Origin of the sequence: Cognaticolwellia beringensis (genome assembly GCF_002076895.1) — a bacterium.
Classification (GTDB): domain Bacteria; phylum Pseudomonadota; class Gammaproteobacteria; order Enterobacterales; family Alteromonadaceae; genus Cognaticolwellia; species Cognaticolwellia beringensis.
In genome coordinates, this window is sequence record NZ_CP020465.1 from 507,780 (window position 1) to 528,538 (window position 20,759).

At 36.8% G+C, this 20,759-nt stretch carries 13 protein-coding genes; 3 read left to right on the plus strand and 10 right to left on the minus strand.

Features of this window, described 5'->3' with window-relative positions:
* Positions 1-7 precede the first annotated feature (7 nt).
* From B5D82_RS02105 to B5D82_RS02115, 4 genes are read right to left on the minus strand one after another with little or no spacing between them, the layout of a single operon-like run.
* Positions 8-1,177, minus strand: coding sequence for a restriction endonuclease subunit S (locus B5D82_RS02105; RefSeq protein WP_081148843.1), 1,170 nt, complete (start codon positions 1,175-1,177; stop codon positions 8-10).
* Positions 1,174-2,298: an HsdM family class I SAM-dependent methyltransferase gene (locus B5D82_RS02110; RefSeq protein ID WP_342743800.1), complete on the minus strand. Its 1,125-nt coding sequence runs from the start codon at positions 2,296-2,298 to the stop codon at positions 1,174-1,176. Before B5D82_RS02110 ends, B5D82_RS02105 begins: the two co-directional genes overlap by 4 nt.
* Positions 2,299-2,346: 48 nt before the next feature.
* Positions 2,347-2,640 carry a type I restriction-modification system subunit M N-terminal domain-containing protein gene (locus B5D82_RS20110; protein WP_245807540.1) on the minus strand — a complete coding sequence of 98 codons (294 nt, stop codon included), beginning with the start codon at positions 2,638-2,640 and terminating at the stop codon, positions 2,347-2,349.
* Positions 2,641-2,694: 54 nt separating this feature from the next.
* On the minus strand, positions 2,695-3,249 hold the full coding sequence (locus tag B5D82_RS02115; protein ID WP_081148844.1) for a recombinase family protein: 555 nt from the start codon (positions 3,247-3,249) through the stop codon (positions 2,695-2,697).
* 473 nt (positions 3,250-3,722) lie between these two features.
* Here B5D82_RS02115 and B5D82_RS02120 point away from each other — a divergent pair, with 473 nt between their 5' ends.
* Entirely contained in the window at positions 3,723-5,102 is a 1,380-nt protein-coding gene (locus B5D82_RS02120; RefSeq protein ID WP_172820615.1) for a Fic family protein, read from the plus strand.
* A gap of 993 nt (positions 5,103-6,095) precedes the next feature.
* Here the strand turns inward: B5D82_RS02120 and B5D82_RS02125 are convergent.
* The 6 genes from B5D82_RS02125 to B5D82_RS02155 form a co-directional block, all read right to left on the minus strand.
* On the minus strand, positions 6,096-8,318 hold the full coding sequence (locus B5D82_RS02125) for an ATP-dependent DNA helicase (RefSeq protein ID WP_081148848.1): 2,223 nt from the start codon (positions 8,316-8,318) through the stop codon (positions 6,096-6,098).
* Positions 8,309-8,776 (minus strand): hypothetical protein, encoded by a 468-nt coding sequence (locus B5D82_RS02130; protein ID WP_081148850.1) that lies wholly within the window; start codon positions 8,774-8,776, stop codon positions 8,309-8,311. The genes B5D82_RS02125 and B5D82_RS02130 overlap by 10 nt, the downstream gene beginning before the upstream one ends.
* Positions 8,766-9,431, minus strand: a complete 666-nt coding sequence (locus B5D82_RS02135; protein WP_081148851.1) for a hypothetical protein — start codon at positions 9,429-9,431, stop codon at positions 8,766-8,768. Before B5D82_RS02135 ends, B5D82_RS02130 begins: the two co-directional genes overlap by 11 nt.
* Complete coding sequence (locus tag B5D82_RS02140) at positions 9,424-13,524, minus strand: hypothetical protein (protein ID WP_081148853.1); 4,101 nt, start codon at positions 13,522-13,524, stop codon at positions 9,424-9,426. The genes B5D82_RS02135 and B5D82_RS02140 overlap by 8 nt, the downstream gene beginning before the upstream one ends.
* Positions 13,521-14,891, minus strand: a complete 1,371-nt coding sequence (locus tag B5D82_RS02145; RefSeq protein WP_157673824.1) for a tyrosine-type recombinase/integrase — start codon at positions 14,889-14,891, stop codon at positions 13,521-13,523. The genes B5D82_RS02140 and B5D82_RS02145 overlap by 4 nt, the downstream gene beginning before the upstream one ends.
* An 855-nt stretch (positions 14,892-15,746) precedes the next feature.
* Positions 15,747-18,527 carry a choice-of-anchor B family protein gene (locus B5D82_RS02155; RefSeq protein ID WP_081148856.1) on the minus strand — a complete coding sequence of 927 codons (2,781 nt, stop codon included), beginning with the start codon at positions 18,525-18,527 and terminating at the stop codon, positions 15,747-15,749.
* A 146-nt stretch (positions 18,528-18,673) separates the two neighbouring features.
* On the opposite strand from B5D82_RS02155, the gene B5D82_RS02160 reads away from it, so the two are divergent.
* Both B5D82_RS02160 and B5D82_RS02165 read left to right on the plus strand, forming a co-directional pair.
* Positions 18,674-19,585, plus strand: a complete 912-nt coding sequence (locus tag B5D82_RS02160; RefSeq protein WP_157673825.1) for an MbnP family copper-binding protein — start codon at positions 18,674-18,676, stop codon at positions 19,583-19,585.
* On the plus strand, positions 19,575-20,717 hold the full coding sequence (locus tag B5D82_RS02165; protein WP_081148859.1) for an MbnH family di-heme enzyme: 1,143 nt from the start codon (positions 19,575-19,577) through the stop codon (positions 20,715-20,717). The genes B5D82_RS02160 and B5D82_RS02165 overlap by 11 nt, the downstream gene beginning before the upstream one ends.
* Positions 20,718-20,759: the final 42 nt, after the last annotated feature.

The window sequence follows — 20,759 nt, forward strand, 5'->3', positions numbered from 1 at the left end:
TATTCTATTATGCTAATTCACCATTAAAGGCTTTTTGTAAGATGGATTGTTTAAGTTCGTTAAGTAAATCTAGTTTTTTCTGGTAACTAATCTGTAAAGATTGAGTTTGGTTACTTAATTTCACCATTTGTGCTACCTGATTTTTTTGTTCATCTAGATTTGGAAACGAAAGTTTTATTTTTCTCAAATCACTATTGTATAACCTTGAAATTGTTGCTCCCTTGGAAGGGTTCCAATCACATACTCCATAAAACTGATATAAATACTCGTTAAGCACCAATTTTTCGTCATTATCAATCCAAACAATATTAGAATCTTGAAAATATCCAGGCTTTCCATCATAAATAACTCGTCTTCCAATTGTTCCTGACGCTGAAATTAGGATGTCACCTTTTTTAGGAAATGAATATTTCTGTTTAAATTCTTGATATACGTCATTGGAAATATATGCATTGGCTGCTTTTCCAAATGTTCCTATTTTATAAAAGGGAATATCACCTACAGTTGAAGTTTGTTGTTTCAATATCCTTTTACACATAGATACCTTACCTATTTCTCCCACCGTTATTTCAAGCCTGCCTTCGCCACATTGACTAAAAACGTTCTGCGAATAACTTTCAAACAACTCTTTAGCATTCTTTAAATTCTGCTCAGCATTAGACTTAGCTTTTTCAATATCAGCAAAAGCTTGATCTAGTTTGGCGACAATTTGTTTTTGGATTTCAATATCCTGAGGATAACTGACTTTTAATTGAGACCATTTCGATTTGTTGATTATAGGTAAAGTCGCTTGTCCTGATTTTAAAATAACATTACGCTGAAAATTTTGGCTTAACATAGCGTAATAAAAAAAACGGGGATACAGGTTATCATTCGGAGTAAAGCTATTTATCTGCTGATTACAAGTAATGTCAATATTTGTGAATCCTGTTTTTCCAATTGTCGCTCCAATACAAACCATCAAAATACTGTTTTTATCGATTAACCTAGAGCTTTTCAATCCTAATTCACTTAAACCATCTTGATCATAATCAAGGCTTCCATCTTTACTAAAATTTGCTGGCTTTATAAAAGGAATGAAGTCACCAAAGTTCTCTTTCACCGATGTCTTGGGGGTATTACCTGTTTTTATTACACCTAACTGAGACAGCTCTTCCGTAACCCATACTTGGCTCATAAAAGATCCTTGATGTTTCTTAAAATAGTTTCACTTTCTTTGTCGAGTGCAATAATTTTTTCTATGATATCTACTGGCTCTTGTAATATCTTTTCTTCTTCTACATTAGGGTTTTTAGAAGACAAATCCATAGTACTTTGATCTAATTCATTGACATTAACTGACCAAGACTTATCAGAATCAACAAAGTTTTTTTGTAAAGTAACAAATTCTTTTAGATCATTGTCATTAAGCGCATTAGTTTTCCCCATATTACGGCCTGGATTTAATTCATAAAACCATGTTTTCTCTGTTGATGTTCCTTTTTCAAAAAATAGAACTACGGTTTTAACACCCGCACCAATAAACGTTCCGCCAGGGCAATCAAGTACAGTATGCAGATTACAGTTTTCTAATAACTCTTTACGCAAGGCAACAGCAGCATTGTCGGTATTCGATAAAAAGGTATTTTTGATAACAATGGCTGCACGACCACCGGGTTTAAGTGATTTAATAAAGTGCTGTAAGAATAAAAATGCTGTTTCACCTGTTTTAATAGTAAAGTTTTGCTGTATCTCTTTACGTTCCTTTCCTCCGAACGGTGGGTTAGCTAGAATAATCTGATGTTTATCATGTACTTGCATGTCTGACATATCTTGAGCAAGTGTATTAGTGTGAATAACATTAGGTGCCTCAATGCCATGCAAAATCATATTCATGATTGCAATGACATATGCTAGGGATTTTTTTTCTTTCGCATAGAAAGTATCTTCTTGCAGTATTTTTAGCTCTTTAGGTGAAACTGGTTTTTTATCTGCACCACCTTGACGTAAATAATCAAACGCTTCACACAGGAACCCAGCAGAGCCTGCCGCACCATCATAGATAGTTTCACCTATCTTTGGCTGTATAACGTCTATCATGGCTCGTATGAGCGGTCTAGGGGTGTAATATTCACCACCATTACGACCAGCGTTACCCATATTCTTTATTTTTGATTCATAAAGATGAGAAAGCTCATGCTTTTCAGCTTGTGAACGAAAACGCAGTTCATCAACTTTTTCTAAACAATCACGTAATGAATAACCACTTTGGATTTTATTTTTTATCTCACCAAAAATTTCACCAATTTTGTATTCTATTGTATTAGGGCTTTCAGCGCGTTGCTTGAAACCTTTTAAATAGGGGAATCATTCGGTATCGACATAATCCATTAAATCTTCACCCGTTAAGGCGTTATTGTGATCAAAGTCGCCTTTAGCATCTTTAGGCGCAGCCCATGCTGTCCAGCGATGTTGCTTATCGATAATGAACTGGTATTCTTCACCCAAAAGCTCAGCATTCAAAGACTTTTCATGCTCTAAATCATCTAGGTATTTAAGAAATAACATCCACGATGTTTGTTCTGTGTAATCTAACTCGCTGCTACATCCAGCATCTTTATGAAGAGTGTCATCGATATTTTTAAACGTTTGTTCAAACATTATTATTTAGTTCCTGATAGGCTTTCGCCTATTAAAATTATTTCTATTCTTTATTTAGCTGTTTCGTTCTAGCGCTTTATTTAACGTTGGTCTGCTTACATCGAAATGACGAGCTACTTCGGCTTTTGTCATTTCAGGATCAAGCAACATGGCATGCGCCTTTTTAATATCATTATTTGTTAGTTTTTCTTTTCTGCCGCCTTTGCGTCCTCTAGCCCTTGCTGATGCTAGTCCGGCCTTTGTTCTTTCGCTGATCAGTTGGCGCTCAAATTGTGCTACAGAAGCAATTATGTGGAATGCAAGTTCGCCCACTGCTGAAGTGGTATCGATACTTTCATTTAAAGAAATGAACTGCACTCCCTGCGATTTGAATCCATCTAGTAACTCAATTAGGTCTTTTAAACTTCGGCCCAATCTATCTAGCCTTTGCACTACGATAATATCATCTTTTCGTAATGCATCAATCATACGTTCAAGTTGTGGACGGTTCTTTGATTTACCACTACATTTTTCAATATATAGTTTTTCACAACAAGCAGCATTCAACGCATCGAGTTGAGCATCTTCATTTTGTTCTTCTGTACTAACTCTGGCGTAGCCAATTCTCATATTTATACCGTAAATAAAAGGTGTAGAAAGTTTACGTAGATTACTTTACGGATTAATTTACGCTTTAACAAGAAAATTGAGGTGATATTTTGTTATTGGATGTTCGTAAATTAAATGGTCGTTTTATTTACGGCTTTAATTTTGATTTATTAGAACCATGATATTGTTAAAAACATAAGTTTTAATTTTGATTTTATTGGCCTCTGGCCATGTTTTTAAACATAGCGTGGTAGTAATATCGTCTTTTGGACTATGTTGTAGTTTAGCGTGGGTTATTGGCTGGAAAATTGGAGTAGGCGGATTACTGGCAATGCCGTTCAAAATTTATCGTAAATATAAAAATGATGAGAATAGAGGGGGTATTCTCATCAAAAAAACATCTATATTGATTAGAATACAAGAATTATTAGGATAAATCATTTATTCTAATCAAAAGTGATGCCATTATGATTAGAATGAAAAAGGTAACTAATATGAGCTTAAAATATAACTGGCAAAATCCTAATTGGCCAAAATTTACATTTCAATCTGATGGCATTAACAAGCTCATAAGTGAATATACTAAAATTTCTTCTAATCTTCAGGGGCAAGTTTCCCAACTTGATCAAAATAATAAATCTGAAGCCTATATATACTTAATGGTTGAAGAAGCAATTAATACCAGTGAAATTGAGGGTGAAAACTTAAATCGTGAAGCAGTGCGTTCATCTGTTGCTCGTTATTTAGATCTAGAATTATCTCATCCTAAAGGTATCTTCCATAAAGAAAATGGTATTGCTTCATTGCTTATTGATGTTCGTAACAATTTTACCAATAATTTATCTAAAAAAATTGTTTGTAGTTGGCATAAACTACTTTTAACAGGACAAGAGGATTATTGCGCTAGAAAAAATATTAAAGTAGGCGATTATCGTAATGGACCAGTAGATATTGTTACTGGCAATGGTGATTATGAAGAAGTGGTTTTCGAAGGACCTCCAGGTGAAACAGTTGAAATTGAAATGGCCGCTTTTATTGATTGGTACAATGAAACATCTCCACTTAATGATAATGGCATATTCCTTCCAGGCCCTGTTCGCTCTGCAATTTCTCATATGTGGTTTACCTCAATACATCCTTTTAGTGATGGCAATGGACGTATAGCTCGTGCCATATCAGAACATGCACTATTTCAGGATTTTGAAATGCCACCTTTATTTAGTATATCTACACCAATTAATGAAAATAGAGATGAATATTACAAAATGCTTGCCGAAAGTTCTCGTATTAACCCATCTTTAGATCTAACCAACTGGGTAAAATGGTTTTCTGAAACAACAAAAAATGCCCAAGTTAATGCTAAAAACAAAATTTATTTCATCTTAAAGCAATCTATATTCTGGGATCATCACAAAGATACAATCTTAAATAAACGTCAGCAAAAAATCACTAGTAAGTTCTTTGAATTTGGCGAGAAAGGTTTGATTGAAAGTGGGGTAAGCCCTGATAAATACCAGTCTATAACTAACTGTTCGCCAGCTACAGCTACGCGTGATTTAAAAGATCTTGTCCAAAAAGGTATATTAACTCCATCTCAATCTGGTGGACGTAGCTTGCGTTACCATATAAACCTTATTGAAGAAAAGCCTATATTTAATATCTTTCTGAAAAGCAACGATAAACAGTTAATAGAGATCAGTATCAGGAAATTATCAGAGGATATTCAGAGAAACATTAATTTTTATAAGTCTCCAAATAAGCAATTAAATAAACTTATTGATAAGTATAAAGTTTTTGCTGAAGATAACCCTGAGCATCAAGAGAAATTAAATGAGCTATTATCACAACTTGATGATATTGGATTTACACCATAAATTGATTGATGTCGCATGTTGCGACCCGAACTAGTGAGCGTTATACCCTCTATTTTTCGGTTATCCTTAGAGTATTGCACTTAGAAATACAGATATATTTATATTACTTTACAGTTGGTTATATATGAGATGACTTAATTAGGTACTATTATTTATATTTAAGGGCTTTTATCAATACTTCTTAAATTTGAGGTAGTGATCGAAAGTCAGGTATCTATCCACTCAAAACATTAAAAGTCAGCTTTAATTTATTAGAACCATGATATTGTTAAAAACATAAGTTTTAATTTTGATTTTATTGGCCTCTGGCCATGTTTTTAAACATAGCGTGGTAGTAATAACGTCATTTTGATGTAATCACTCATAATTTATCTAATCAATAAGCTTACTACCTTATAGTGATCGTTATATCCTCTATTTTTCGGTTATCCTTAGAGTATTGCACTTAGAAATACAGATATATTTATATTACTTTACAGTTGGTTATATATGAGATGACTTAATTAGGTACTATTATTTATATTTAAGGGCTTTTATCAATACTTCTTAAATTTGAGGTAGTGATCGAAAGTCAGGTATCTATCCACTCAAAACATTAAAAGTCAGCTTTAATTTATTAGAACCATGATATTGTTAAAAACATAAGTTTTAATTTTGATTTTATTGGCCTCTGGCCATGTTTTTAAACATAGCGTGGTAGTAATAACGTCATTTTGATGTAATCACTCATAATTTATCTAATCAATAAGCTTACTACCTTATAGTGATCGTTATATCCTCTATTTTTCGGTTATCCTTAGAGTATTGCACTTAGAAATACAGATATATTTATATTACTTTACAGTTGGTTATATATGAGATGACTTAATTAGGTACTATTGTTTATATTTAAGGGCTTTATCAATACTTCTTAAATTTGAGGTAGTGATCGAAAGTCAGCTTAAAATATACTTAATTACTCAATAGGGCGATATTAAAGCTTGTCGTTAAATATTAAACTACTTTTAGTTTAGGTTGAAAACCATAATTGATTGTCTCAGCTCTTGGTAATCCAGATATAGCTTTATTTAACACTTCTAGAGAACCAATAAAGATTGTAAGTTTCTTACTGCGAGTTAGCGCGGTATAAACCATACTTCTTTCTAATAGTTTGCTCGGTACTGCGCAACACACAATTACGGAATCATATTCTGAACCCTGGCTTTTATGAATTGTTGTTGCATAGGCCAACTCTATACCCAATTCGAAGCAATCGTCTTTTGTAAGTAAATAAACTTTAGAACCAACACTAATTCTGGCGAACATCATGCCCTCATTGTTCACGATTTCTTCAACAATGCCTGTATTCCCATTGTATAAACCTTTCTCGTAGTTGTTGTTTGTAACAATGATAGGGTCATTTTCTAACAAGTACGTATCTGCTATTCTGAAGTGAGGAGTGTAGTTGTCGTATCCAACCCCCCCAGATTCAACATCTGTCGATGAAGCATTTAATAAAAACTGCATCGCTTTATTTATTGAATGTGTGTTATCAGCAGCTAGATATGAAGAGTGAGGCGTTATTATTTGACAACGTTGATGCGGCATAATTCTATTGATTACATTAATTATGTCCTTTTGATCTGCTTGGCACGATAAAAAATAAACGCCTTCAGATTCTCCATTCCATAGTGGTAAAGGATAATTAGTCCCCTCCCTAATTTTCATAGCCATTTGATGAACCGGGCTTTGGGCCGTTTGACGGTGGACCTTTGTTAATTTGATCGTCTTAATTTTGTCTACTAAAGCATGAAAAAATATACCAAAACCAACAGGGCTTAATTGTGCAGGATCTCCTACAAGAACAATATGATAATTTTTATTTTTGATTTGATTTAATAAACGGTTTGCTAGTGCTATATCGACCATAGATGCCTCATCAATGACAATGATTGGCGTTCCATTTAGATCAACAGAATCACTTTTTTCCTTCACGGCTTTCACGAAACCATGAATTGTATAACATGAATCATCTAGCCCCGTAGCCTGCTCAATTCTATCTTTTGCTTTTCCGGCCAATGCCATGAGGTAAATTTTAAGACCTAGCAATTCAGCAACATCGGCCACTGCTTTTAGTATTGTAGTTTTGCCTGTACCTCCAAATCCAGTTACTACGGATATTCTTTCCTCGAATACCATCCTTACTGCTGCTTGTTGTTCTTCAGTAAGGGTATAGCCTTGTTCGGAATGAAATGTAGAATTATATTTATCGATGAGTTCTGGTAATTGTTGAAATGTAAAGTCCGCTTGAAGTGGGCTGTTTGCGAGTTCTGATACTATTTCCTCAACGTTTGCTTCAATTAGAGCTGCGCCAATAGTTTGAAACATTATGTCGTTACTTTCAGTTTTAAAAGAGCAGATCGCCCTAACTTTACATGCAGCTTCTATTCCATTTTTAGCATTAGTTTTACTACCTAATAACTTGTATGCTCTGGCAAGTAATTCATCTCCAGGTAACGCAGTGTCACCAGAACGCAATGCAGTGTACAAAGTATGTTCAATTGCACCCACTAAACGTTCTTGTGAATCTCTTCGAAATCCAAGTTTTAATGATATTGTTTCTACAGTACGCCATAGCTTTGGTGAGGTAGGGGCAAATGCTAACAACGCATAAGGGTTTGATTCGAGTTTTTCTACTGCATTGTCTCTACAAATACGCGTTATTTGCTTGGTTATTATGGATGAAAATTCGTGCTCTGTTAAAAATCGGGCTAATGCCATTTCATTTTGCAAAGGCTGCCAACGTTCACAAAGAACTTTACAAATAGGTTCAGCTACATAGTCAGCCAAATAAAGGTATTTACCTTGATCTAGTAGTTCAATAAGAAGCAACTCACTACCTACTTTCTCTATTAACGTATCAACTTTAGCTTTACCCAAACCAAACCCTCTGAACTGAGGATGCCTAATTAGTAGGCTACTAAGGTATCGAGGGGATGGCAGGTCGGTTATAGAGCATTTCGATAGCCTAAGTTGATCACCGTATTTTGGATGAGTAATGATGCTACCTTCCACATACCAAAACTCTCCAAATTCTGGTGTGCGAGTGAGTATTTTATAGCTGGCAATGCATTTTATTTTTCTATTTGTTTTTATGTCAAGGCCACGAAATATTGCGCCACCAAAGGTGCCAACATCAACCGATGTGATCTGAATTTTCGTTCTCATCAGTCCCATACAAAGCGCCTTCTTCCATCATCAAGCATTGATTCATGTGCTTCAGACTTTCCTTTAAGCTTATGCTCTAGTGCTTTTTTTTCTTGTTCTAATAGAGCTACCACTTCACGTAACTTATAGACTTCAGCGGTAGTTCTCTCAAGCTCTTTTGACAATTTGGAAGCACTCTTGGATGCTTCGTCTTTTTGTTTTTTTAGCGAAGACTCAACCTCACTTTCATCCTTAATTTGCGTGCCAATCAACTTAATGTCTTTTGCTAATTGTTTGGATAATTCCGACTCCTTATCTGCAAAAGAACCACGTTCGAATCCACACTCTTCAGCTACTGATGTTAAATTTACGTTTCCAAACTGATTAAGAGGAAACTTACCACCAGTGGCTTTGAGTTTTGCCACGTATGCACAATAATTCTCTTTATTGAGCTTGTTTTTTTCGTTTGGAGAAAGCTTATTGGTCATCTTGAACAGTACCTTTATACAAATAGCTATCGAAAATAGTTGATGAAATCAGTAGCTTTTCATTTGCAACTACGTTGTTAGCCGTTTTGCTACAGTTGATGATCTTGTTATCGTCAAAAATAAAGACCCCATCAGAGGCTTGAACTAATGCCAGAATAATTTTGTGTGTTGCATCTAAGGCTATTGCCGTTGAATGTTGTTCGATATTGTCTGCGGGGAGTTCAGGTAACGGTTTATTATTAACGTGAGCTAGATTTTTTTTCGCAAAGTTTTTAATTGCAGTAAGTTCATCTTTTAATTGTGATATCTCCAACTGATAAGTTAAAACTCTAACTTGCAGTTCATTTAGGTTGTCAGATTTTGCACTGGCTAACAGATGTTTTTCAAGATAATTTAGGTATTTCGAACCAGGGCGAACTACACCGTTGGCCGAAATCGGGCCTCGCTTTGTGGCAAATATGTCAGGGTATTCGTGTTTCAATACCCGGTTTACTTCTTCCGCCACGTATTCTCCCAGTTGGGTGACATTTGGAAATGTAATTTTACGCTTGGTGAGTTCACGTAATACCGATTTGATCAATTTAGTTCTCAAAGCTACTTTATCGACTTGGTGACTACCGAACCGGTTATCTCCTTTATTTGCGCCTCTACTCATTGAACATCTCCAGTAATTGAGTGTTACCGATAGACGGTTTCATTGGTTCAGAAAGGCGCTTTGCAGCTTCTGACAATGAAATACCTTGTGTTTCGACAAACGCTCTTAAAATACCCCTGAATTCATCTAGTAAATCAAATCCATCGGGCTGCTGTAATAGCTTGTCAAACTTCTTTTGTTTGATTAATATTTTATTTCTAAGTTGGGTGATTTGAGCTTTCAACTGAGGGGTGAAATATTCTTGGAATTCGTTTGCGTCCTGAATCCTTAACAGCAAAGTGCTGATTGGATTGTCTTCGACTTCACCTTTAATAAATTTTTTCATCAACATATCAGGTCGTGCGACAAGGAATTTTGGTGGGTTTTTAGCGTTCTTATCTTCCAATTGCGCACGGTTGGCTTCCAAAATTTCATAGGTATAAAACCAAGCTGCCAATTCATCAGAAATTTGATTTTTTTCATTCTCCATCAAATCAAGTGCTTCAACGTCAGCCCCTGCTTTGTCAGCTTCCACTATACTTTTTATTTTTTCTGTTATTTCATAATTCAGCTTGCGTATGTGCGCCAATATGCGTGGGATGTGGTCCACCGTTTTAATCGAATAATAACATTGGCCACATTTGTATTCCCCATATTCTGACTTAATCTCATCAGGGCACTTACCACCGAAGGGGCATATATGCAATGGCATATAGGCCACATTGGAAACAGGTGTAATTGCTATAGTTTTTAATCCTCCTTCGTAGCTACCTTTACTGGTTTCTACGGTAAATGCAACAGCACCGAAGTCACTACTTAATAATGTTGGGTCATGTTCAACTACTCGCTTAAGCTTTTCATTGGTTTTTTCTTGTTGCCGCTTAGTTAAGATGTCGTTATTTGTTTTTTTCAGATGCGTGTCACTCAAAAGTAAACTCTCGTTGTGTTCACCAATTTCTTTGAGCCAGTCAAGATCAACCTGAATATAATAAGACAGTACCGCACGGCTTTCGTGGCCAGTAATGAACTCTTGAATTGCACGGGGTGGCAGTATCTTAATTTTTTCGCTTGCAACGGACGATCTAGTACCATGTGGCTTAAAGTCAGTTTTATATTGTCCGTTAAAGTAGAACGCAGGCTTAGTGCCAATTTTTGACGCGTGCTTTATAAGTGCCTGCTCTCTTAGCTCTGTATCTTCGGCCATCGCGGTTGCTAGCTCTGGGTCTTCAGCCAGTTCTGCGGCCAGTTCTTTAGGTGCTTGCTTGACTGCCTTGTCTATTTCATTCATTGCTTTTGTCGAGGTAACCCCAAGAAGAGGCACATCAAGCTTAGATAGCTGAATAAACAGATCATAAAAGCACAACAACCGTTTGTACTGGCTGCGACAAACATCACCTGAAAATACAGATGGTATTGCTTCCTTGGCATTCATTGTGCAAAAAATGGATTTAATCTTGCCATGAATCGAGTCTTCATCATTGTCATACCATAATGAAGGAACTTCAATATCAAGAGTCTCTTGAAATGCCTTGATCCGCTTTAGCAAATTAATCACTCGACTACTGACATATGGATTCCAAGGTTCAGTTTTAACTTTATCAGTACCAACTTCAATCGAACCTGATTCACCAGCCCTGCTATAATGCACATGCAGTTGACTAATGTAATCGCTTCTACTTTGACCCATTATACCTACATCGAACTTATCTCTATCCAGCCACCGGATGTGTAGATGTCTCAATCCGGCTTCAAGAGCAATCAGTGGTTCAAACAAAGCCTGGAAGGTGGGATAGGGGTAAAGTTTCCCATTTCGCATTGATGTTATTTCACTTGTTAGGTTAGCAGCTATAAAATATATAGGTTTTAGTTTGCCTTCGATAAGCACTATGGGAACATAGCCAACTTCCTGAGTGTCATAAACATGCCTAAATTTTGGCGCTCCATTGATGAATTTTTCTTCTTTGATTAAATACCAATAAAACTCACATATGGCAGATATAAATGAGTGTATATGGCCAAATTGTTTTCTTGGAAAAGCTAACTTGTTGGTTCCTTTTCTAGCCGATGTAATCTTAAAGTCCATGGGGAAGATTGGATTTACAAACCCTGTAACATCAGGATCTGAATCTTCATATTCCATTGATAACCATTCAAAAAAATCAGATAAATCCCTAAGATGGGTATTAAAATTCTCATTACTTAATTTACGGCTAAGTTTTTCTTTTAAACCTGAGATGGCCCAATTTCCGCTAAAATGAGTACGGGTAAATTTACTAGGTGTCTCAGGAATAAGCTCACTGTCTATCCCCAGTTCAAGGGGTAAATCCACAAATATGAATTGGATAAGTTTAGTTAGTGCCGCTTTTTTTGATTTACTTACTTTATGACCCTGAGCTTTCCATACAGTCAGATATTGTCGAGCCAAATTCGCCCATTTATCACTAGTTTGGTTACTGGTTTTATTTTTCGTATCTTCTCGAAGGAGTTTTCCCGCGCTGCTATCAGTCAATGCAAGATGTAAGTTATCAGGTGTATAGTTACATTGTTCAGGGGCGAACTGATAAACCAATAAGAGCAAATCCAACAACTCGAAATTAAATGTAGTATGGCCTATTTGTTTTTTGTGCTGATGCATCCTCTGAAATTCAAATGCATCTTGCAAATGGATATCTTTTACATTGTGCCAATTTGACGCAATGATGGCCTTGTATAATAAATTTGGTGCCCAAACGTTATCGTAATCTTCAGGCTTAAAGTGTTTTTTATGATTCAAAAATATCTTCAACAGTTCAGGGTAGTGTTCCTCTGAATAGTCTACATCCCCAATGTTTGCGGGGACAAAATTCATCGGCAACAGAATTGCTTTTGCACTATAAAGATTTAGAAAAAATACTTTTAAGGCGTACTTGAATTCGTGTGAGAATTCTAATTTCCAAAAGACGATATCTTTGCTTACTCTAACAAACCGTGCAATATCTTCCGATGAAATATAGTCATGATCTATTAGCTCATAAAGGTATATCAAGTCATTAAAACTGAGTTCCTTCGCCTCCTCAAATACATAAATAAAAGCGAGGCGAGTGGTTTTATAGTCACGATTAGGATATGTCCCGATACTAACTTTTTTATTGTAAAAACGGCTCAGCAATACATCATATGTACGATCCAAAGTGGTTGATATGGCTAATGCAAGGGCATCGCCTGTTAACATAGGCTTTAACTTGTTGGTTAAATTAGCATCGAACGTTATTCCACATTCAATTTTTTTACCTGTTTGTTTTTTAAATTCGCTCTCTTTCTTTACTGTTTCCGAATTTTTTATGTCAGTGATATTAAACTTACATTTATCAGGTGCATAAGACAAAAAACCAGATAATATTGTTGAAAATGGAAGCGAAATTATTTTGTTATTGTACTTCTCATTTTGCGATCTAAGCTTATGATAGAATGTTTTAAATTCTGTAACATCACCTATTTTAATGTCTTCAATCGAATACCAATCAGTAACAATTAGGCACTGGTAACCAAAGTCTCTCACGAAAGTATCTTTATCATTTACATGTTCACTAAAATCCTCATACCTTTGATCTTTAAAATGGATATTTCTAATTAATTTAAGTGTTTCTGGGTATATTGACAGTCCCAGTTCAACCCAGCCCTTTATGTCATGATCATAAGTTCTAGGGGGTCTGTAATGGAACGGAAGTAGTACCGCACCTTGTGCCCATAGTATGTAAAAAAACAACCTATAGGCTAACTTGCTAGCTTTGTAGCTTGTCTTGGTCAGCTTTGCATCATCTTCAAAGGTTGGCAATAACGTTGTGATAATTTTAAAGCCAATATAAACTTTGCTTGCCTCAAGACTAATATCAAAAAGACTTCTGCACCAACTCTCATCAAACTCAACTCTGCTAGAATGTTGGTGATCGTGAAAATACTTGTAAAAAACAAGAGTAAGGTTTGTTTTACTAGTCACTTGAGAAGGGGTGATAGTTTTAGGTGTTTTATTTCGCTCAAATATCAACCTGATGGTTTCATCTATCGCATCATGAATAGCTTCTTCCAGTTCAAGTCCAGATTTCAAAAAATGAAGTTCCGTAGAACAGTTAATCATGCGGCTTCCTCAGAAAGTAAACGATCTATCTCAGCCTTCACTTTTTCTAATTGGCTTTCTCGATATTTAAGACTGATCATTTTTAAATCGACTTCATTTGCATTAAACAAAAGTTCATTGGCATATTCAACCTGAGCTTTCATAATATCTTCATCATGCTTTGCATAGACTTCCGTTGAATCGAGTGATACATGACCCATCAATATTTTCACGTAAGCGATGGGTAAACCAAACTCTCCGTTTGGCAAAGGCAAGTAATTAAGGACATATGTTCCGTAGGTATGTCGTAATGAATGTGGACTTATACATGTAGTATCTTCTAATCCTGACCTCTTAGCAGCTGTTTTGAATTGCTTGATCCTGCTGCTTCTATCCGAACAAAAGAATGGTCTTAAAGTTTTATAATTCTGGAAAATAAAAGGATGTCCACAAGTTGATACTCTCTCTTGCTTTAAGTAATCGGTTAAGTAGCTAAAAAACATTGATTTGAAAGGTTCAATAAGAAATGTTGTCTCAGTATTTCTGCCTTTCCATGCTAATCCTTCTTCTTCTTTGGGTGTCAATCCAGACGTATTTCTGTCTATTAAGCTTGGATCTCGTAAATACACATCTTTAGTTATCACATCAAAATCGGTGATTTTCAACTGGAGGGCTTCATGTGATCGGGCACCTGAAGCAGCCAAAAATGAGTAGATAGTCTTATCTCTGAGGTTCGTTGCAGAGTTTATTAATTTAGTAACACACGACAACTCAATAGACTGCGTTGTATAAATCCGATTATTTGATTTTGATCTTTTTCTAGTTAATATTCCATACGAGACACGTTCTTTAGCTGTTAGACCTCCTTTAATTACCCCTGCGAGCATGCTGTGCTTCTTTATCCTTTTTTTCTCAGATGCCGTGATTTCATGTTTTACAGCTTTAAAAAGTTGAGAAAGTACACCAGTTTGCTCATATTGCTCTAATTCACCGAGTTTAATAAAGTAAGAGACAGCATGATCAATCGGTGCAAGTGAGCTGATACTAGTCTTTCGGACCTTGTCATTTTCCATCGCGATCTGGTTAACTACAGGATCTGCTGCATCTTTGCCATGCAATAAATAACTTGTGTAGTTAAGAATAATAATTCGAAGTTGTGATTTATCAATTGGAGGAGGTGTTAGCTCAATCGCACGAGATATGTAGTTCAAAAATCTGAAGCTATGCTCAGCATAGCTATGAATGGAATTTGTTGCATAACCTCTCAAAATCATGTGCTCAACAAATGCTTGATATGGTCTGTATAAATTACCTTCTTTGTCGGTAATCATTCCATCAATTGGTTGGCCGACCATGTAAAAATATTTTTGTGCTGATTTACTATACATAAATATAATTCCCCTATTAATCATTACAATAGTACATAATTTTATATACGCAAGCCTTTAATTGCATATATAAAAAGAAAATTTAACTTTGACCGATTAAAGTATGGGGAAACAGATGGATTTAAACGTAATAAAATAGATGGTTTATAAAGAAGTTCTAGAAACGAAAAAAGACGCACTAGGCGTCTTTTTTCTATAATATGGTGGCCCCTCTGTGATTTGAACACAGGACCTACCGATTCTGGTTATCTAATACTTTCGTACTAGCCTGGACTATATCATCACCCTCATCTAATTATACTTTAGACGGTGGGGTGTCGGACGCTAGTGATGTATTAAACAGCAAGATCGTGCTGAACCATCTAGTCTCTGAACCTTCCTGATACGCTTATCAGGCTTGGCTGCTGATTGGCATGTTTCCAAAGAAACGAAGCTTTCCAGCAATTCATCCAATTTTTCCATATAGCATTACTGCTATAGGTCACAATTACTTATGAGTCGGGCGCTCTAACCAACTGAGCTAAGGGGCCAAATTTTACTTTTAAATATGCAATTGATATTAACTCGCATATTAACGGCTTTACCGTCTATTTACAAGGTATAATACCCTATTTTTAGCCATTTCAAATACGCAAATCCTTACAATACCACATAAGAACAGGGGACCTGCCGATTATGAGTCGGATGCTCTAACCAACTGAGCTAAGGGGCCATCTTTCTACTTTGCTTTAATAAACGCGAAAGGTTCTTTAAAGCGGCGGGAAGTATAAGCATTTTTTATTTTGTTGTCACCACTATAACGTTAAAAAACTCGATAAATTAGTTTGATAGTTCAATAGTTGAACAATTATGGGCTTAGCTTGCTATCTGAAGGTGTTTTGTGACTAACTTTATTATTTTTCTCATGACTAAAGTCAGTATTAAAAGTATAGGAAAACCGATTGAGCCGCCGCCTGATGATTTTTTATCGACTGGTGGAATAATGGCTACGGGTGCAGCTACAACGGTCAGCGTTAGCGTCTCAGTTGTCGATAGCCCTTTAAAGTCTGTGGCGGTGAATGACAGGGTGATATTACCGGCTGTTGCTGGCGCTACAAAGCTTGTTGTTAAAGTATCAGCGTTTGTTAAGTTGATGCCAGTTCCTGCGGTTTGTTGCCATAAGTAGGTCATAGGATCACTTTCATTATCGGTTACGGTTGCACTCACTCTCACTGTTGCGCCAGTATTTACTTCGCTATTTTCAGATAAGGTAACTGTAGGCGCTGTATTACTATCATCATCTGAAATAGTTACAGTATGTTGCGTTATAGCACCTAAATTACTTCCTGCAACCGTTGATAAGTCAACGGTAAAGCTTTCATTAACTTCACTAGCGTTGTCATCAATAATAATGATTTCAATGTTTTTCTCTGTTGAATCACCATCTGCCCAACTTACCGTGCCTGAAGCCGATTCAACGTCTTCACCAATAATGGCGGAGCCAGAGCTTAATAAGTAGGAAACAGCAACCTCACCATTGGAACTACCTTGCCGTGTAAGTGTGATATTTAGGTTACTTTGGTTTTCAGCGACGGTTGTTTCAGATGCTGTAAATGCCAATGAACCACTGTCGATAAGGCCGTCAATATTAACTGTTAGGTAGCTCACATTGCCCAATGTTGCGCTATTGCTTGGTTGGCTTAAACGCACAAAGAACTTTTCTTGAAATTCGTCGCCCGTTAAATCGTTAGCAATAGCTATACTGATAGTTTTATCGGCTGTATCATTGGCTTGCCAAGTTAATGTACCTTCGGCTGGGGTATAATCACTATTTTCTTCGGCACTACCAGGCAATAGCTGATAATTAACGCTTACAGCCTGATCAGGACTACTGGCATTACTTCGTTGCACGTTAACTGTTAGGGTTTCGCCTTGGCTTGTGTTTATGGCTTTATTGGTAAAGGCTATTTTACCTTGGCTAGACTCACGAGTACGGTCTTTTAAAATGTATAAACCACTACCAATATCACTGACTAAAATATTACCTGAGGGTAAAAAGGGATAAGCACCCCAAGCGCCATTAAAACCAGGGTTATTAGACGGTGTATAGGTGTCAAAAAAGCCGACTTCAATCGGGTTTGCAGGGTCGGTAATATCTAAAACAGTTAAACCACGCTCATAGTTGGACATGTAATATCGGTTACCACGAACAAAGCCATTATGGTCGATGGCACGGGTTGGCCCTGTCCATTGTCCAACTTGAGTCGGGTTGGTAAGGTCGGCAATTGAGAAAATACGTACAGTAGAATTTAAGCCGCCGTCTTTCTCGTCAAATTCATCATGTAAGAATATATGCTGTTTATCTTCAGTGCCCCATCCTGAATGAATATATTGATGGATTTTTGCAACATCGTTGTATTCGCCCTTGCCGAGCAAGGCAGTTGCAGATGCATCGGTGATATCCCATAACTGCATTTCTTTTTCATTAAAGTCGATAAAAACAGTACAGCTATCACCTTGGGTAATACATTGGCTATTTTTACGGTTGTCAGTAATGTTAATTGATGCGCCGTCGTGAGTGTAGCCAGAGCCAAAATAGTTGTCGGGCAATGCCGTTAATGTGGTAGGTGTTACTAATGAATAGCTATGAAATGCACCGCCAAGCCTATTACTGCCAATAAGTTGCAAACTAGGTGTTAAGCCTGGTAAAGCGATATTAAGCGTGTGATCCACATTACTAATGTAAACATTGTGGGCTTGGGTAACGACTTTGCTTTTCTCTACCAAGCTGACCGAGTTGGGGAGTTGGTTAAGGCTAATAATGGTTACATTGTCTGAAACACCGTCAGTAGTGGCATAAGCATAAGCTTGCCAAGCATTAATATTGCTATCAAAATATTGATAAACTTTGATATCTCGCCAGCTAGCGTTTAGGCCCGCAATAGTACCCACTTCTTGTGGGTTTTCAGGATCTGTAACATTGACGACAGCGACACCATTACGCATACCAATTAGCGCATATTCGTCACCGGTATTTAAATCAACATGGCCCCATATATCATTAGCGGTATTAGGTTTACTAGAAAACTCACTCAAGGGGATATGAGCAAGTAAATCGATATTATTACAAGCAAAGCTGCCTGCGGCGCCGTCAACACAATTGAGGCTAACCTGCCTTTTACTTAATGTAGTGTAACTATCGAGTTTATTTTGTAGCGCTTTACCTTCAGGGCTATTATTAGTAAATAGCGACTTACCGTCGGCCAATATAATAAACCCTTGTTGGCGCAAAGGCTCAGCCATGTCTAAGGGGATATTTTTTAATTCAGTTATGTTGCTATCAGGGCTTTGACTCTGAAAATGGTCAAAGCGATTATAGCCACCTAAAATAGGAACAAGGGCACTTTTTAGATAAAATAACTCTTCGCTGGAATTAACACTATATTCACCGGCCGACACTAATATTTTATCGCCTTTATTGGCTTGTTGAACAGCGAAAGCAATAGTTTTACAAGGTCTTAGTACCTGATCGCATTTACCCGTATCTGAACCTGACTCAGCAACAAAACGCGCTTTGTCATGTTCAGAATGGGCAAGTGTTAGCGAGCTGTTTAGCATGGTCGCGATAACTACATATATCCATGTTATACGAAACATCAGATAGTCCTAGTGCTAATAAAATGTTATATATTTAACTTTAACGTATTTAAAATATTTTTTAAATCACTGCGTTATAGTAGCCTTGGTTTTAACATTTTAGAAAATTTTATATTTATAGTCGTAATAAGAGTTAAGTGGAACTTATGATGTTAAGTGCTAAGCGTTACGTATTTGTCGTTATATTTATTATTTTTCTCTGTGGTGTATGGGGAGTTTTCAGTGGTGGCTTAACAGGCAACTCAATAGCTAACTCAACACCTAGCTCGTCAATAAACGTGCAGCTATTATGGCAACAAAATGTCCTGAATTGCCAAGCACCATTTAAAGCAGATAATGGCAATAAAGCTTGGTATTTGGATCAGTTTCAATTTTATATTAGTGATATTAAATATGGCTCAGAAAAGGCCGGTTGGCAAAAAGTTAATTTAACGCAAACAGCTTTTCAAGCACATGAAACGGTTTTATTGGGGACAAATTGTCGAGCAGCTGAGCAATTATCAAACATGATGAAAAGCAGTAATTGGGCTATCGATATTGAGCAAGATAATCAAATATTAAATGATGGAACTTATATTCGCTTCACACTGGGCGTGCCATTTCAGGTTAATCACTTAAATCCACTTAGCCAAAAAAGTCCATTAAATTTACCTTCCATGTTTTGGGTTTGGCAAACGGGTCATAAATTTATGCGTCTTGAGCTAGCGACGAGTGATGATCAATGGCTATTTCATTTAGGATCTACCGGTTGTAAATCAGCAAGTGTGATGCGAGCGCCAGAGCAAGCCTGCCGATACCCAAATACATTTCATTTTGAACTGCCTTTAGATAAAAACCAGGACGATCAACCTGAATTTTCTGTTGATTTAGCCGAGCTGCTGAATAATGTCGAGCTAACATCGGCGTCGAGTTGTCAGTCAGAGCAAGATAAACTGAGTTGCCAGCAATTATTTGACAATTTATCGCCGATTAAAAAAAGCAAAAATACCTCGGTAGAATCTCGCGTATTTAAGGCCGTTAACATTAAGCGTGAAAGTGCAGGTTCGAATGTTGAATAAATTGATAGCGACGACAATATGTGTGATTTTAACGACGATATTAGTTGGCTGTGAAAAAGCTACCAAGTTAGAAAGTCACTATAACTGGCCTGTTTTGGCCGGTTTTCCAACACCACAAGTACCTGAAAATAACCCGATGAGTGATGAAAAAGTCGCGTTAGGTAAACGTCTGTTTTTTGATAAAAACTTATCAGCTAATCAACAGCAATCTTGCGAAAGTTGCCACATGCAGCAATATTCATTCTCAGAGCCCTTGGCGGTTTCTATTGGCTCAACCGGTGAGACACATCGACGTAATGCTCCCGCCTTGGTCAATATAGCTTATAATAAAACCTTAACTTGGGCTCATGACAGTATTACTTCATTAGAGCAGCAAATATTGCTGCCGATGTTTGATGAGTCACCCATTGAGTTAGGAATTACAGGCCATGAGGCCGAAGTACTAGCGCGATTTAATACTGCAGCCTATCAACGGGCTTTTAATGAAGCCTTTCCAAAGCAAGCTATTAGTTTTGAGCTGATAGTAAAAGCGTTAGCCAGTTATGTCCGCAGTTTAATTTCATTAAATTCACCTTTCGACAGTTATGCTTATTTAGGTGACGATAATGCTATTTCTGAATCGGCAATTCGAGGCATGAACTTATTTTTTTCTGAACGTTTAGAATGTCATCACTGCCATGGCGGTTTTAACTTTACACAATCAACCACTCACGAGCAGCAACTTATCGATCGTAGGCCGTTTCATAATACCGGTTTGTATAATGTGGAAGTAAAACCGAATCAATTTGGTTATCCGACTGAAGATATTGGGCTTGCAGAAATATCTACATTAGCAAAAGATAATGGTCGTTTTCGTGCGCCAACGCTGCGAAATATTCGCCATTCAGCCCCTTATATGCATGACGGTAGTGTTGCGACACTTGCTGAAGTTATTGATATTTATGCGGCAGGTGGGCGTAATACTGAAAGTGGCGCATTAAAAGGCGATGGCCGTACTAATTCGATGAAAAGTCAGTTTATCAAGGGTTTTGAACTAACAGCGGAGGAAAAACAGGACTTATTAGCCTTTCTCGATACCTTGACTGACGTAAATTTTTTGACTTCGCCAGAGCATAGATTAACTGAAAAGTAATGGAGTAAGATTAGTTTATTAAAAACTATAGCTCGGTAAACT